The sequence below is a fragment of the Microvirga sp. RSM25 genome (assembly GCF_044784385.1).
GTDB classification, from domain to species: domain Bacteria; phylum Pseudomonadota; class Alphaproteobacteria; order Rhizobiales; family Beijerinckiaceae; genus Microvirga; species Microvirga tunisiensis.
The window spans coordinates 4,940,274-4,955,501 of record NZ_CP173039.1 but is presented as its reverse complement, the minus strand read 5'-3'; the positions used below and the strand labels follow the sequence as shown (position 1 = coordinate 4,955,501).

Here is a 15,228-nt window from a genome sequence, read left to right as displayed (position 1 = left end):
GTCGAGCGAGATGACTTCAACCAATGGCACGATCCTGGTCGTCGATGACGAACCGGACATCCTGATCGCGCTCGAGGATCTGTTCGAGAACGACTACCGGGTTCTGACGGCCTCGTCTCCAATCCAAGCGCTCGATATCATCCGGCAGGAACCTGACATCGCCATCATCATCTCGGATCAGCGCATGCCTGAGATGCAGGGCGACGAGTTCCTGGCCAAGGCCCGCCACGAGACCGATGCCGATGCGATCCTTCTCACCGGCTATGCGGATCTCAAGGCCGTGATCGGTGCGGTCAACAAGGGCCGCATCATGGCCTACGTTCCGAAACCCTGGGATCCGGCCGCCCTCTCCAACATGGTGGCCGCGGCCTATCAGCGGCGCATGCTGGCCCGCAAGCTCGACACGGAGCGCGCGCTATTGCGCGGGCTGATGGAAAGCACGGGCGATCTGATCTCGTTCAAGGATCTGGACGGCCGCTTCGTCCGCCTGAACGCCAGCAAGGCGCGAAGCCTAGGGTGCAACTCGGAAGATTGCCTGGGCCGCAAGGAAAGGGACTATGTCTCGCCAGAACGGGCTACGATGATCGAGGAGGCGGAGCGCCGTGCCATTGCGGCGCGCGCGCCCGACGATGTGATCGACGAGCGAACCTCGCCCGACGGTACGACACAGTGGGTCCTCATCAACCATATTCCGATCCTGGATGAGGCAGGAACCGTCACGAACCTCGCCACCATCGAGCGCGACATCACCGAGCGCAAGCTGATGGAGATGCGCCTGCGGCAGGCGGACAAGATGCAGGCCCTCGGGACGCTCGCTGGCGGTGTCGCCCACGACTTCAACAACCTGCTGATGGCTGTCCTCGGCAGCCTGGATCTCGCCTCGCGCCGGGCGCCTGACGATCCACGGCTGACCCGGCTGCTGCAAAACGCCACCTATGCGGCGGAGCGCGGCGCCTCCCTGACCCAGCGGCTCCTGAGCTTCAGCCGCCAACGCGACCTGCGGCTGCAGGCCGTGGACGTGAACCAGGTCATCACCGGCATGAACGATCTGCTGACGCGTACGCTTGGCGGCGTCATCCGGATCGAGCGGCATCTTCATGATGGCTTGTGGACGGCCATGGTCGACCCGGATCAGCTCGAACTCGCGATCCTCAACCTGTGCATCAATGCCCGCGACGCCATGACCGAGAACGGGGTCCTCACTCTCTCGACCCGCAACGAGACAGTGGAAGAGGGAAGGATTACGGAGTTGAGCGGTGGTGAGTACGTGGTGATCTCTGTCAAAGATACGGGCAGCGGCATTCCACCGGAGGTTCTGGCGAGGGTACTCGAGCCCTTCTTCACCACGAAGGAGGTTGGCAAGGGAACAGGACTCGGGTTGCCCATGGTCTATGGGCTGGCGCAGCAATCCGGCGGCACCGTGACCATTCACAGCACGATCGGGGCAGGCACGACTGTCGAGCTTTACCTGTCCCGTGCGGCCGTTGAGCGGGAGGACGGTCCGCAGGAGGAGCCGGCGATTGCACCTAACGCGCCCAAGATGCGCATTCTTCTCGTCGATGACGATGCGGAAGTGAGAACTGTGACGGCCGCCTATCTTAACGAGATGGGACATCGGGTTGTGGAGGCTGCAGACGGATTGTCAGCCCTCGACATCCTGAAGGCGGACGATCAGATCGATGTCCTCATTGCCGATTTTGCGATGCCCGGCATGACAGGAACCGACTTGGCCGACAAGGCAAGAGAGATACGGTCCGACCTCAGCATCCTGCTCGTGACGGGATATGCCGATCCGAAGCGGCTTCCGAACGGTTATCTGATGCTCCACAAGCCCTTCAGCCGCGCCGATCTGGCTGCGAAGGTTACCGCTGCGACCTGCTGGGATCAGGATCGAAGCTCGTCCATCTGACGATGCCTCCCGGGCCGCCAATTGTGGGCAAGGGCTTTTGGGGCGACTTTGGCCGAAAAGCATTCAGAATCGCGGAAAATTGACCCCTGACGGTGCTGATTTGAACTGCCGCAGAGGCAGAAAATGGTAAATTTCTTTTAAAAATTATCCATTGTTGCATGGACAGATTGACATTATCGGGGCTTCGCACCTTAACTCCGTCACAGAACGGCCACGAGTAGAGCCGTCTCAGAGGACCTAGGTAATGAAAAAATCAGCCCTTTTCGCAGCCATCTGCGTTCCGGCCTTTCTGGCCGCCGCTCCGCTGGCCGCCAAAACCCTCGTCTACTGCTCCGAGGGCAGCCCAGAAAACTTCTATCCCGGCATCAACACCACCGGCACTTCGTTCGACGTCAACGAGCACATCTACGACAACATCGTGGATTTCGAGCGCGGTGGCACGCAGGTTGTTCCCGGCCTCGCCGAGAAATGGGACATCTCGGCTGATGGCACGGTCTACACCTTCCATATCCGCAAGAACGCGAAGTTCCACTCCAATAAGGCCTTCAAGCCGACCCGAAACCTGAATGCCGACGACATTGTGTTCATGCTTGAGCGCCAGTGGAAGGAAGACAATCCTTACTTCAAGGTCACGAGCCCGAACCACTCCTACTTCACGGACATGGGCATGCCCAAGCTGCTGAAGTCGGTGGAAAAGGTCGACGACTACACCGTCCGCATCACCCTCAACCAGCCTGAAGCTCCCTTCCTGTCGAACCTCGCTATGCAGTGGGCCGGCGTCCAGTCGAAAGAATATGCCGACGCGATGCTGAAGGCCGGCACCCCGGAGAAGATCGACCAGGATCCAATCGGCTCGGGCCCGTTCACCCTCGTCAACTACCAGAAGGACGCCATCGTCCGCTTCAAGGCCTTCCCTGAATATTGGGGCGGCAAGGCGAAGATCGACGATCTCGTGTTCGCCATCACCCCGGATGCCTCCGTCCGCTGGGCGAAGCTCCAGAAGGGCGAATGCCACGTCATGCCGTATCCGAACCCGGCTGACATCGAGGCCATCAAGAAGGACCCGAACGTCACGCTCATGGAGCAGGCCGGCCTGAACATCGGCTACCTCGCCTACCAGACGACGAAGAAGCCCTTCGACGACGTGCGCGTCCGCAAGGCCGTCAACATGGCCATGAACAAGAAGGCTATCGTCGATGCCGTCTTCCTCGGCTCCGGCGTTCCGGCCAAGAACCCGATCCCGCCGTCGATGTGGTCGTACAACGACTCCGTGAAGGAAGACGAGTACAACCCCGAAGCGGCCAAGAAGCTCCTGGCGGAAGCTGGCTACCCGAATGGTCTCGAGACCGACCTCTGGGCCATGCCGGTTCAGCGTCCCTACAACCCGAATGCGCGCCGCATCGCCGAGCTCATGCAGGCCGATCTCGCCAAGATTGGCGTGAAGGCCGAAATCAAGAGCTTCGAGTGGGGTGAGTACCGCAAGCGGGCCCAGGCCGGCGAGCACCAGATGGCTCAGCTCGGCTGGACCGGCGATAACGGCGATCCGGACAACTTCCTGCATACCCTGCTGGGCTGCGCCTCGGCGCAGAGCGCTTCCGGCTCGAACATCGCCAAGTGGTGCTACAAGCCGTTCGACGATCTCGTGACGAAGGCGAAGGTCGTGACCAACCAGGCCGAGCGCACCAAGCTCTATCAAGAAGCTCAGAAGATCTTCAAAGAGCAGGCTCCCTGGTTCACGATCGCTCACGCCGTGCAGTTGAAGCCGGTCCGCAAGGAAGTCGTGGATTTCAAGCTCTCGCCGTTCGGCCGCCACACCTTCTACGGCGTGGACCTCAAGGGCAAGTAAGCTAATCCCATCAACCTGCGGCGGAGCGGCTCAAAAAAGCCGCTCCGCCTTTTTACGTTCAGACGATGCTCAGATTCATCTTAACTCGCGTCAGCCTGATCATTCCGACCTTCATCGGAATCACGTTGCTGGCCTTCTTCCTGATCCGCCTGGTGCCAGGCGATCCCATCGAAACGCTTGCCGGCGAGCGCGGCATCGACCCTGCCCGCCACGAGCAGCTCCGCAAGGAATACGGCTTCGATAAGCCGATCATCGTCCAATATGGAATCTACCTGGCCCGCGTCCTTCAAGGCGATCTGGGCAAGTCGATGATCACGCAGGAGCCAGTACTGAACGAGTTCTCGGCGCTGTTCCCAGCCACCATCGAGCTGGCTCTTTGCGCCATCATCTTTGCGCTTGTTCTCGGCCTTCCGGCCGGCATCATCGCTGCAATCAAGCGAAACTCGATCTTCGACCATGGAGTTATGGGCATCTCGCTCGCCGGTTATTCCATGCCGATCTTCTGGTGGGGCTTGATCCTCATCCTGCTGTTTTCGGTGCAGTTCGACCTGACCCCGGTCTCCGGCCGGATCGACGTGCTGTACTACATCGAGCCGATCACCGGTTTCCTGCTGATCGACACGTTGCTCTCCGATGAGCCCGAAGCCTTCTGGTCGGCGGTGAACCACCTGATCCTGCCCACCATCGTGCTCGGCACCGTTCCGCTCGCCGTCATCGCCCGCATGACGCGCTCGGCGATGCTGGAAGTGCTCGGTGAGGATTACATCCGCACCGCCAAGGCCAAGGGACTCTCCCGGTTCCGCATCGTCGCCCTGCATGCCCTGCGCAATGCCCTCATTCCCGTTGTAACGGTGATCGGCCTGCAGGTAGGCGTGCTGTTCACCGGCGCGATCCTCACGGAAACCATCTTTTCCTGGCCGGGCGTCGGCAAATGGCTCATCGATGCCATCTTCCGCCGCGATTATCCCGTACTGCAGGGCGGCGCCCTTCTGCTCGGCGTCGTCGTGATGGGCGTGAACCTTCTCGTCGATCTTGCCTACGGGCTCATCAATCCTCGCATCAGGCATACGCGATGACCACTGAAACCATGGAAGCCCCCGCCGTCGCAGTGCCGACGGCCACCCCGCCCCATCCCCTCCGCGAGTTCTGGGGCTATTTCAGCGCCAACCATGGCGCTGTTGCCGGGCTCGTGATCATTGTCACCGTGGTGCTCGTCGCATTGCTGGCGAACGTGATCGCCCCTCATGACCCCAATGTCACGAACACAGCCATCGCGCTCAAGCCTCCGTTCTGGCAGGAAGGCGGCTCGATAGCCTATCCGCTCGGCACGGACCCCATCGGGCGCGATATCCTGTCCCGTCTGATCTACGGCGCGCGGCTGTCCTTGCTCATCGGCATCGTGGTGGTGTCCATCTCGATCGCGATCGGCACCGTGCTCGGACTCGTGGCAGGCTTCTTCCGTGGCCTGACCGAGATCTTCATCATGCGCCTGATGGATATCGTCCTCACGCTGCCAAGCCTCCTGCTCGCCATCGTGATCGTGGCGGTGCTCGGCCCTGGCCTAATGAATGCGATGCTGGCGGTGGCCCTCGTGATCCTACCGCATTACGTGCGCCTTGCCCGCGCGGCGGTGATCACCGAAACCTCAAAGGATTACGTGACGGCGGCTCGCGTGAGCGGCGCCGGCACGACGCGATTGATGTTCAAGGAAGTGCTGCCGAACTGCACCGCTCCCCTGATCGTGCAGGCATCCCTCGGCATCTCGACCGCAATCCTGGATGCTGCCGCGCTCGGCTTCCTCGGCCTCGGCGCGCAGCCTCCTTCTCCTGAATGGGGCACCATGCTGGCCGATGCCCGCGAATTCGTGCTTCGCGCCTGGTGGGTCGTGACCTTCCCGGGTCTCGCCATCCTCGTCACGGTGCTTGCCTTCAATCTTCTGGGCGACGGTCTTCGCGACGCCCTCGATCCAAAACTGAAGCGCTGATCATGGCCCTAGTCGAAATTGAAAATCTGTCGGTCGAATTCCCGACCCAAGGCGGCATCATGCGTGCCGTTGATGGCGTGAGCCTCAAGCTCGAAGAGGGCGAGGTTCTCGGCGTCGTGGGCGAATCCGGCTCCGGCAAAAGCGTCACGATGCTGGCCCTCATGGGGCTCATTCCCTTTCCCGGTCGCGTGAGAGCTGACAAGCTCACCTTCAACGGCCGCGACCTCCTGACGATCTCCGACAAGGAGCGGCGCAAGCTCACGGGCAAGGACGTCGCGATGATCTTTCAGGAGCCGATGACGAGTTTGAACCCGTCCTTCACCATCGGTTTCCAGCTCACCGAGACCCTGCGTCTGCACGAGGGCATGGACCGCAAGGCAGCGCGCCGCCGGGTCATCGAACTCCTGGAACAGGTCGGCATTCCCTCGCCGGAAAGCCGCCTCTCCGCCTATCCGCATCAGCTCTCGGGCGGCATGAACCAGCGCGTGATGATTGCCATGGCGATCGCCTGCAATCCGAAGCTGCTGATCGCTGACGAGCCCACCACCGCTCTCGACGTGACGATCCAGGCGCAGATCCTCGACCTGCTCATGACGCTCCAGAAGGAGCGCAACATGGGACTCGTCATGATCACCCACAATATGGGTGTGGTAGCCGACACTGCGCGGCGTGTGATGGTGATGTACGCGGGCCAGATCATGGAGGAGCGTTCCGCGGTGGATCTCTTCGCCTCGCCGCAGCATCCTTACACGGCGGCTCTGCTTGCCGCTCTCCCGGAGCGCAGCGAAGGCGGGCGCCTTGCGACGATCCCCGGTGTGGTTCCCGGCCTCTACGACCGCCCGAAGGGCTGCCTGTTCAGCCCGCGCTGCGCCTATGCCACGGAGCATTCGCGCAGCGTGCGCCCTGACCTGCGCCCCTGGGCCGGCGGCCATATTCGCTGCCATTATCCGCTCGGCGATCCGAACCGGAATGCCGAAATCAAACACGATCACCCCATTGGAACGGAGGCTGCGTCGTGAGCACTCCCGTTGTCGAAGCCAAAGGCCTGAAGCAGGTCTACAAGGTCAAACGCGGCCTGTTCAAGGAGCCGGGCCATCTGCAGGCCGTCGGCGGCATTTCCTTTGCCATCGAGCCCGGCAAGACGCTCGCCGTCGTGGGTGAATCCGGCTGTGGCAAGTCCACGCTCGCGCGCATGGTGACGCTCATCGAGAAGCCAACGGAAGGTTCGCTCTCCCTCGACGGCATCGATGCGGTCAATCCGCCGTCGAATTATGCCAGGGAGCTGCGCCGCATGGTGCAGCTGGTGTTCCAGAACCCTTACGGTTCGCTCAACCCGCGCAAGAAAGTGGGTACGATCCTGGAAGAGCCGCTCGCCATCAACACCAAGCTGTCCTCTTCAGAGCGCACCGAGCGCGCGCGGGCAATGATGGCGAAGGTGGGTTTGCGGCCGGAGCACTACAATCGCTATCCGCACATGTTCTCAGGTGGACAGCGCCAGCGCATCGCAATTGCTCGCGCGCTCATGCTCTCGCCGAAGCTCGTGGTCGCGGACGAGCCGGTATCGGCCCTCGATGTGTCGATTCAGGCTCAGGTGCTCAACCTTCTCGCCGATCTGCAACAGGAGATGGGCCTTGCCTATCTCTTCATCTCGCACGATCTCGGCGTCGTCCGGCACATCGCCCATGACGTGCTCGTCATGTATCTCGGCCACGCGGTCGAGCACGGTCCGAAGGACAGGATCTACGCCCGCCCGTTGCACCCCTATACGCAGGCGCTTCTCTCCTCCACACCCGGCATCACCGGCGTGAAGCGCAAGCGCATCGTGCTCAAAGGCGAACTGCCCTCGCCGCTCAACCCGCCGAAAGGCTGCGTGTTCTCGACCCGCTGCCCCTATGTGACCGAGCGCTGCAAGGTGGAGCGTCCGCAATTGCGTGAACTCGACGGCCGTCAGGTTGCCTGCCACTACGCCGAGAACTTCCTCAAGGATGCCGCAGCTTAAACCGGGTCAAGCCGGCAACGGCAGTCGCTTGGCTGCCGTTGCCTCTTCGGCCGCGGACGTGTTGGCCGGTTCCGGCAGCTTTTCCTCGCCCGTTGCCACTTTCAGGCCCTGCACCACCGCTTCCCTTAAGGACGAGACATAGTAATTGGCGCCCAGGGTGGCGCGCATCGTCTCGCTTTTCAGAATCGCATCTTCCGCAGGCCAGAGACCGACCAGGGTCGGAGCCTTCGCTTTCTGCTTCAGCCGGCGCAGCAGATATCGCAGATGCGCCGGCGTGCCGCTGATCTCCAGGTAGCTGATGCACACCATCTGCACGCCGGACATGTCGAGATTGAAGATCTCCCGGCGCGACACGGCCGAATGCGGGATAACGCGGGTGCCCAGCCCATGCTTGCTCAGAAGCTGCGCCAGCATCTCCGATGCGGCCTCATCCAGCGGGCCGCGTCCGGCGACGCACAGAATCGCCCCTTCCGCTCTCCAGGCTTCGGGAATATTGCTTTCCGGCGGCATCGGCTGCGTCACTGCCGGTTCCTTGTTGGCAGGCTTTTCGCTCGCGGGTGCCGCGACGGGCTCGTCCTTGGTCTCGTGCGGGTGAGGTTCCACATCGTCGTGGCTGCCGAGGTCCTGCACCAATGCCCGGATCACATCCTTGACCTGTTCGAGCTGGAGCTTGGTGAGGACCCCACGGGTTGCATCGTTGGCGGCAAGCTGAAGCCCCCTCAGAGCAACCTCATCGTAATAGGATGTGAGCGAGCGTTCCTTCAGCAGGAGTTCCGCCGATTCCAATGCCTCGTCCGGGTCGCCGGCGAGCATGCGCTGATAGAGGTTCTCGGCCGGCGTCAGCGCAGGCCGGTCGCCGAGCAACACATCCAAAAATTCGAGCCGCTCCACGTGTCGGCCCAGCACCACCAGGCAGAGCGTCAGGGGAGTTGCGATGAGCAGGCCCACAGGCCCCCAGAGCCAGGTCCAGAAAATCGCCGAGATGACGACGGCGAAGGGCGAGAGGCCCGTGCTCTGCCCATACACGATCGGCTCGACCACGTGACCCATCAGCGGCTCGCCGATGAGGAACAGCGCCAGTGTCATGAGCGCCATCGACCAACCCGGATCGACAGCGGCGGCGAGCAGGATAGGCGGCAGAGCTGCAACGAAGGAGCCGATATAGGGCACGAAGCGCATCAGCGCGGCGAACACCCCCACAGGATGGGGCTTGGCACCCCGATCAGCCATAAGCCAATGGCAGCCACGACGCCGAAGGCGGCATTCAGCGCGAGCTGGGTCAGAAAATACCGGCTGAGCCGGCGCGCCGCATCGTCCATGGCAGCCGTGGTCCGATGAAGGTCGCTGGCGCCGAACAGGCGGATCATGCGATCGCGCAGATCCTCCCGCTGCATGAGGATGAAGACCAGAACCACGAATACAATGCCTGTGGTTGCCAGCGGCTCAAGCAGGGGCAGAAGGAGGTCTCTGGCCATCTGGGCCGGGGTCGGTTCCGGCTCATGGACCTCTACAGGCAGCGGGCCCGACTCCTCGGCGGCCGGAGGCGCGGCGACGCTGGGAGATGCCGGCGCCTGCTGCTCCGGCGGCGGTTCGGCGACGGCTTTATCGAAGCGGCGGCCGAAATCCTTCAGGAGAGCCGGCAGCTTTCCAAGCGTGCCCTCCCTCAGTGAGCCGACCTTGCTCTCGATGGTAGTCTGATAGCGGGGGATGTCAGAGGCGAGGCCGGCGACCTGGAAGCCGATGGTGGTGCCGAGAGACAGGATGATGCCCAAGGCGACGAGCACCGCAATGATGACGGCCGGCACGCGGCCCATGTGCCACTTGCGCATCACGTCGACGAAAGGCGCGAGCACGAAAGCCAGGAGGATGGCGAGCACCACTGGCAGGAACACGTCCTGACCCACATAGAGGGCAGCCAGCACGACAACCGCCACAGCCAGGGTCAGCAGTCCAGAGAGGCCTGGAACGCCGGGAGGCTGAATTTCCGTCTCCGGGGGCGGCACGGGAGCTGGTGTGGGGCGCATACGGTCAATCTCTGCTGAGCCGCGAGACGATCTCGCCGACCTGCAAACAACGCCTCCAAGGGCCAAACGATCCTTGAGCGGAGCAGGAAGCTTGTCTGTTCGAGAAAAGCTGGGACCTTTTGCCATCTGCAAGCACGGGAAAACCGATCCCATCTCCCAAAGACCCCCGTACTCTCGCCCTAACGCCAAGCCCCATGTCGATCACCAGACGCAACCTCCTGATCGGTGCAGCCCTTGCTGCCTCTTCGACCGCTCATGCCCAACAGGACAAGCAGAACGCAATGCCCGTCACCACGCAACGAAACAGCTTCAAAAGTGGAGGCAAGGCCATTGCCGTCGAAACCTTCCGGACGGCCGGCTCCTCGCCCCGTCCCACGGTTCTCATGCTCCATGGCGCCGATGGCCTGAACTATAATACACAGTACCGTGAAGGCGCCCGCGATGTCGCGGCGGCCGGCTACCAGGTTCACCTCGTTCATTATCTCGACCGCACCGGCGAAAAGCGAGCTTCCTTCAGCACCCTGTTCCAGAACTTCATGCCTTGGATGGGCACGGTACAGGATGCGCTCGCCTTCGCGTCGGATCATCCGGGAGCCGACCCGCATCGCATTGGCATCATCGGGATCTCGCTCGGAGCGGCACTGGGACTTGCCGTGGCGAGCACGGATCCGCGCGTGAGGGCGCTGGTGAACTATTTCGGGCCGCTGCCGCAGGGTGCAATCGCCACCACGTCCAAGCTGCCGCCAACCCTGGTCCTGCACGGCTCGGCCGATCCCATCGTGCCGGTGGCGAACGCCTATGCGATCGAGGCGCTGCTGCGCCAACAGAGCGTGCCGCATGAAATCAAGGTCTATCCCGGACAGGGTCACGGCTTCAGGGGGTGGCGGAAGACGATGCGACCGCCCGGTCCCTGGAGTTCCTGCTGCGTCATCTCGCGGGCACGGCGGCTCCGGCGAACGCCGGCCCCCTTTCCGTGAACGGATGAGATGATTAAGACTAAGCCCCTTCTTTCAGAGGCAGGACCGATCATGACGGCTTCAGACACGGCTCTTTCAGGCAATCCTCTCCTTGCATCCTGGACCACGCCTTTCGGTCTTCCGCCCTTCGAGAGCATCGCACCGGAGCATTACAAACCTGCCTTCGACACGGCGCTCGCCGAGCAGCAGGCGCAGATCGCGGCCATTGCCGACAATGCGGAGGCGCCGACCTTCGCCAACACCATAGAAGCGCTGGAGACGAGCGGACAGACGCTGAAGAAGGTCGGTGGTGTGTTCTTCAATCTTGCCGGTTCGCACACCAATGATGCGATCCAGGCCGTCGAGCGCGAGATGGCTCCGATCCTTGCCAAGCACCGCAACAGCATCTTCATGAACGAGGCGCTCTACAAGCGCGTGGCGGCGCTCTACGAGAAGCGCGACAGCCTCGGTCTTTCCTCTGAGCAGGCCCGCGTCCTCGACCGTTACCACACCATTTTCGTGCGCGCCGGTGCGAAGCTCGGACCGGACGAGAAGAAGCGCCTCGCCGCCATTACCGAGAGGCTGGCGAGTCTTGGCACTCAGTTCTCGCAGAACGTGCTGGCGGACGAGAAATCCTATCAGCTCGTTCTCGAGGGCGAAGCCGATCTCGAAGGTCTGCCGTCTTTCCTACGCGAAGCAGCGGCTCAGGCTGCCGAGGAGCGCGGGTTGAAGGGCAAGTATGTGATCACCCTCTCCCGCTCCAGCATTGAGCCTTTCCTGCAATTCTCCAAGCGGCGCGATCTACGCGAGCAGGCTTTCAAGGCCTGGGCAGCGCGCGGCGACAATGGCAATGGTACCGACAACAAGGCGATCATCGCCGAGACGGCGGCCTTGCGTGCGGAGCGGGCGAAACTTCTCGGCTACGAGACGTTCTCCGATTTCAAGCTCGCCGACACGATGGCCAAGACGCCTGACAACGTGCAGAAGCTCCTGAACGACGTCTGGACACCGGCCATCGCCCGCGCGAAAAAGGAGCGCGACGATCTGCAGGCCCAGGCACAATCGATCGGCGACAATATCGTCATCGAGCCGTGGGACTGGCGCTATTATGCCGATCAGGTCCGCATGGCGCGTCACAATCTCGATGAAGCGACCATCAAGCCCTATTTCCAGCTCGATCGGATCATCGAGGCTTCGTTCGAGACGGCGCACCGGCTCTTCGGTCTCAGCTTCGAGGAGCTGAAGGACTTCCCGCGCTATCACCACGACATCCGCGCCTGGCAGGTATTGGATGCGGGCGGCAATCACATCGGTACCTTCATCGGCGATTATTTCGCACGCTCGTCCAAGCGTAGCGGCGCCTGGATGAGCGCCTTCCGCTCGCAGGAAAAGCTTACCGGCGATATCCGGCCGATCATCGTCAACGTGATGAACTTCGCCAAGGGTGCCGCGGGTGAGCCGTCGCTCCTGAGTTTTGATGATGCGCGCACGCTGTTCCATGAGTTCGGCCACGGCCTGCACGGCCTGCTCTCGAACGTAACCTATCCGCTGCTTGCCGGCACGGCCGTGTCGACGGATTTCGTGGAGCTTCCCTCGCAGCTCTATGAGCACTGGCTGTCGCAGCCTGGCATCCTGCGTCGGTATGCAACCCATTACCGGACCGGCGAACCGATTCCGGAAGAACTGCTCGAACGTCTGATGGCCGCGCGCAATTTCAACCAGGGCTTCGCCACGGTCGAATATCTGTCCTCCGCCTTCGTCGATCTGGCGCTTCACCGCCGCAAGGATCTAGGCAATCTCGACGTGTCGGCTTTCGAGGCGGAAACCCTGCGGACGATCGGCATGCCGCGCGAGATCATCATGCGGCATCGCACGCCGCATTTCACGCATGTATTTTCCGGCGATGGCTATTCGTCGGGCTATTACAGCTATCTCTGGTCGGAGGTGCTGGATGCAGACGCCTTCACGGCTTTCGAAGAGACGGGCGATGCCTTCAACAAGGACATGGCGGACAAGCTGAAGTGCTTCATCTACTCAGCCGGCAATCTGCGCGACCCGGCCGAGGCCTATACGGCCTTCCGCGGGCGCCTGCCGACCGCAGACGCGCTTCTTGCCAAGCGCGGATTGGCGGCCGTGGTTGAAGATGCGTGAGAAAAGCTGGCGGGCCTGAAAATGGCCCGTCACGCCGCGCCGGTCGCGAACTCCCTTGACCGCTTCAGCGCGTAGAACCGGATCTTGACGATCCGGGATGCTTCCTTGGGGGGCGCCTGCGGCACGGGCATAGGACGCAAAACACTCTTCAGGAAGGCCGCTCCCTTTGGATCGATCTCCAAGGCTTTCGCATCGAGCACCGGCATGGGGAACTATCCCTTCTTGGTTCGTGTTTGACCGGAAACGCAACGCCTACAAAGAAGAACAATTCCACAAAAGCAAAGTTCCCTCGCTCAACGAGAGAACCGGAGCTCGCTGACCTGTCGGGAAACCTGCCCGCGCGGCAGGATAGACGATGGAAAATGGGCTTTATTGGGGCTGTCGGGGAAGCGCTGCGGCTCAAGGCAAAGCCCGCCATGGCGGCCGTACTGGGTGCCGCCCAAGCCCTGGACCGGCATGTCGATCAGATGACCGTCATAGAACTGAACGCCGGGCTCCGTGGTCCACAATTCCATAGAGAGACCATTCTGGCGTGACTCCAGTGTCGCCGCCCGGCGAAGCTCGCCATAGGGCCCGCGCAGCACGTAGTTGATGTCGTAGAGGGTGGGCTGCGCCCCATGGATCGGCCTCGGCGCTGTGAAATCGTAGTCGGTGCCTGCAACCGACACGATCTCGCCCGTCGGAATGAGATCGGGCCGGGTCGGCGTGATGAAGTCGCCTGCGATCGTCAGCTCGTGGGAGGAAATGTCGGGGCCGCCGTCAAGGTTGAAATAGCCATGGGTGGTGAGGTTGACCGGCGTCGGCATGTCGGTCGTCGCCTCAAGCTCGATCCGAAGGCGAAGCGACGGCAGGAGGGTATAGGTGCAGGTCGCCACGAGGCGGCCCGGATAGCCCATGTCGCCGTCTTCGGACACCAAGCTCACGGTTACGCTGTAAGACGTGTGGTCGACGATGCTCCACAGGCGCGTGCCGAAGCCCTTGCTGCCTCCGTGAAGCTGGTTCTCGCCCTCGTTGGCATCGAGCCCGTAGGTCTCGCCGTTCAGAATGAATTGTGCCTTCCCGATACGGTTGCCATAGCGCCCGACGATGGCACCGAAATAAGGGGAATGGGCGACGTAGTCCTCAATGGAATTCAGACCCAGCACCACCCGCTGCGAGCTCCCGGCCAGTGGCACGGAGAGATCCCGCACCACGGCGCCCCAGGTGAGGACCTGCATCGCCATGCCGTCCGGTCCCTTCAGCGAGACCTGCAGCACATCCTGCCCATTCAAGGTGCCGAAACGCTCGATAGTCATGATCCCTACCCCTCGAAAATGTGGGCCTGAAGGCCGCGAACGTCTGTCTCGACCTTGAAGAGATGGCCTGCCATCACGTCGATATGCGAATCGCGGCCGATGGCCGCCGTGGTGATGTAGAGCGTGGTGAGATCGGGCCCGCCGAAGGCGCATTTCGTCACCTGTGCCGTAGGAACCGGCACGATGCGTTCGACCGAACCGTCCGGTGCGAAGCGGGTGATGCGCGAAGCGCCCCAGTGGCAGACCCAGACATTACCCTCCGCATCGACTGCCATGCCATCCGGATGGGCCCACCCTTCTTCGAAGCGGACGAATGGGCGCGGCTTGCCGATCTGGCCTCCTTGAGCATCCAGAACATAAACCGTTCCATCCATCGTGTCGGTTGCGTAAAGCATCTGCCCGTCCGGGCTGAAGGCCGGTCCGTTGGTGACGACGATGCCGGAATGGAACTGGGTCAGCTCCTTGCCGTCCCAGCGCCAGAAGGCACCCGAGCCCTCTTTCTCCTCATCATCCATGGTGCCGAAATAGATGGCGCCGTCCGGTCCCACATGGCCGTCATTGATCCGGTTGTTCGGCTTGTCCTTGTCGGGAGACACGATGGGCTGCACTTCGCCCGTCCCGAGATTGAAGCGGGCAAGCCCCGACTTGAAGCCGGCGACGACCACATCCTGATCGGGCGTCAGGGCGATGAAGCCCACCCGTTCCGGCGCGTCGACGCGAAAATGCTCCGTCGTCTCCGGATGGTAACGCCAGATGCCCGGGTTCTTGATGTCGACCCAGAAGAGCGTGTTCGAGCGATGGTCCCAAACGGGTCCTTCACCCACGATGCAGGCACTCGCCACCGCCACATGAGGTGTTTCCGGATGAACGGCTGGATGTGTCATGTTTCTTCCCCTTAGAGCATCAGACCCAGAAGTGACCCCACTTCTGGGTCTGATGCTCAATCCCTTAAATGGCGCATCGTTCGGTCCGGGAAACCGTGTCCACGTTTTCGCACGATGCGCTCGAGGCGGTTTGTGTGCTCCCCCGCTCCTGCCGGTAACTCCGGCCAGGCGGGATGGGTC

At 62.1% G+C, this 15,228-nt stretch carries 11 protein-coding genes and 1 pseudogene; 8 read left to right on the top strand and 4 right to left on the bottom strand.

Going from position 1 to position 15,228, the window contains the following annotated elements:
* The first annotated feature begins 10 nt into the window (after positions 1 to 10).
* The 6 genes from ACD578_RS23545 (at position 11) to ACD578_RS23520 (ending at position 7,738) form a co-directional block, all read left to right on the top strand.
* Positions 11 to 1,909: a response regulator gene (locus ACD578_RS23545; RefSeq protein WP_404289000.1), complete on the top strand. Its 1,899-nt coding sequence runs from the start codon at positions 11 to 13 to the stop codon at positions 1,907 to 1,909.
* Positions 1,910 to 2,153: 244 nt separating this feature from the next.
* Positions 2,154 to 3,755, top strand: a complete 1,602-nt coding sequence (locus ACD578_RS23540; protein WP_152710129.1) for an ABC transporter substrate-binding protein — start codon at positions 2,154 to 2,156, stop codon at positions 3,753 to 3,755.
* A 65-nt stretch (positions 3,756 to 3,820) separates the two neighbouring features.
* Complete coding sequence (locus tag ACD578_RS23535; RefSeq protein WP_152710128.1) at positions 3,821 to 4,831, top strand: ABC transporter permease subunit; 1,011 nt, start codon at positions 3,821 to 3,823, stop codon at positions 4,829 to 4,831.
* On the top strand, positions 4,828 to 5,739 hold the full coding sequence (locus ACD578_RS23530) for an ABC transporter permease subunit (protein ID WP_152710127.1): 912 nt from the start codon (positions 4,828 to 4,830) through the stop codon (positions 5,737 to 5,739). Before ACD578_RS23535 ends, ACD578_RS23530 begins: the two co-directional genes overlap by 4 nt.
* Before the next feature lie 2 nt (positions 5,740 to 5,741).
* Entirely contained in the window at positions 5,742 to 6,758 is a 1,017-nt protein-coding gene (locus ACD578_RS23525) for an ABC transporter ATP-binding protein (protein ID WP_404288997.1), read from the top strand.
* Complete coding sequence (locus ACD578_RS23520; RefSeq protein ID WP_404288995.1) at positions 6,755 to 7,738, top strand: peptide ABC transporter ATP-binding protein; 984 nt, start codon at positions 6,755 to 6,757, stop codon at positions 7,736 to 7,738. The genes ACD578_RS23525 and ACD578_RS23520 overlap by 4 nt, the downstream gene beginning before the upstream one ends.
* 6 nt (positions 7,739 to 7,744) lie before the next feature.
* On the opposite strand, the pseudogene ACD578_RS23515 reads toward ACD578_RS23520, so the two are convergent.
* Positions 7,745 to 9,762: pseudogene (locus ACD578_RS23515) on the bottom strand (AI-2E family transporter).
* Positions 9,763 to 9,956: 194 nt separating this feature from the next.
* Here ACD578_RS23515 and ACD578_RS23510 point away from each other — a divergent pair.
* Complete coding sequence (locus ACD578_RS23510) at positions 9,957 to 10,739, top strand: dienelactone hydrolase family protein (RefSeq protein WP_404288993.1); 783 nt, start codon at positions 9,957 to 9,959, stop codon at positions 10,737 to 10,739.
* Positions 10,740 to 10,790: 51 nt separating this feature from the next.
* A complete protein-coding gene (locus ACD578_RS23505) occupies positions 10,791 to 12,869 on the top strand; it encodes a M3 family metallopeptidase (RefSeq protein ID WP_404288991.1) in 2,079 nt (692 codons plus the stop codon).
* Positions 12,870 to 12,898: 29 nt separating this feature from the next.
* Here ACD578_RS23505 and ACD578_RS23500 read toward each other — a convergent pair whose 3' ends face one another.
* The 3 genes from ACD578_RS23500 to ACD578_RS23490 all read right to left on the bottom strand — a co-directional run bounded on the left by ACD578_RS23500 (position 12,899) and on the right by ACD578_RS23490 (position 15,048).
* On the bottom strand, positions 12,899 to 13,075 hold the full coding sequence (locus tag ACD578_RS23500; RefSeq protein ID WP_153885288.1) for a hypothetical protein: 177 nt from the start codon (positions 13,073 to 13,075) through the stop codon (positions 12,899 to 12,901).
* Between the two features lie 87 nt (positions 13,076 to 13,162).
* A complete protein-coding gene (locus tag ACD578_RS23495) occupies positions 13,163 to 14,164 on the bottom strand; it encodes an aldose epimerase family protein (protein WP_404288989.1) in 1,002 nt (333 codons plus the stop codon).
* A 5-nt stretch (positions 14,165 to 14,169) separates the two neighbouring features.
* Positions 14,170 to 15,048: an SMP-30/gluconolactonase/LRE family protein gene (locus ACD578_RS23490; RefSeq protein ID WP_404288987.1), complete on the bottom strand. Its 879-nt coding sequence runs from the start codon at positions 15,046 to 15,048 to the stop codon at positions 14,170 to 14,172.
* Between the last annotated feature and the right edge of the window lie 180 nt (positions 15,049 to 15,228).

Coding starts and splice junctions, on each gene's coding strand:
- ACD578_RS23545 (WP_404289000.1), top strand. CDS start 11: ATGACTTCAACCAATGGCACGATCCTGGTCGTCGATGACGAACCGGAC.
- ACD578_RS23540 (WP_152710129.1), top strand. CDS start 2,154: ATGAAAAAATCAGCCCTTTTCGCAGCCATCTGCGTTCCGGCCTTTCTG.
- ACD578_RS23535 (WP_152710128.1), top strand. CDS start 3,821: ATGCTCAGATTCATCTTAACTCGCGTCAGCCTGATCATTCCGACCTTC.
- ACD578_RS23530 (WP_152710127.1), top strand. CDS start 4,828: ATGACCACTGAAACCATGGAAGCCCCCGCCGTCGCAGTGCCGACGGCC.
- ACD578_RS23525 (WP_404288997.1), top strand. CDS start 5,742: ATGGCCCTAGTCGAAATTGAAAATCTGTCGGTCGAATTCCCGACCCAA.
- ACD578_RS23510 (WP_404288993.1), top strand. CDS start 9,957: ATGTCGATCACCAGACGCAACCTCCTGATCGGTGCAGCCCTTGCTGCC.
- ACD578_RS23505 (WP_404288991.1), top strand. CDS start 10,791: ATGACGGCTTCAGACACGGCTCTTTCAGGCAATCCTCTCCTTGCATCC.
- ACD578_RS23500 (WP_153885288.1), bottom strand. CDS start 13,075: ATGCCGGTGCTCGATGCGAAAGCCTTGGAGATCGATCCAAAGGGAGCG.
- ACD578_RS23495 (WP_404288989.1), bottom strand. CDS start 14,164: ATGACTATCGAGCGTTTCGGCACCTTGAATGGGCAGGATGTGCTGCAG.
- ACD578_RS23490 (WP_404288987.1), bottom strand. CDS start 15,048: ATGACACATCCAGCCGTTCATCCGGAAACACCTCATGTGGCGGTGGCG.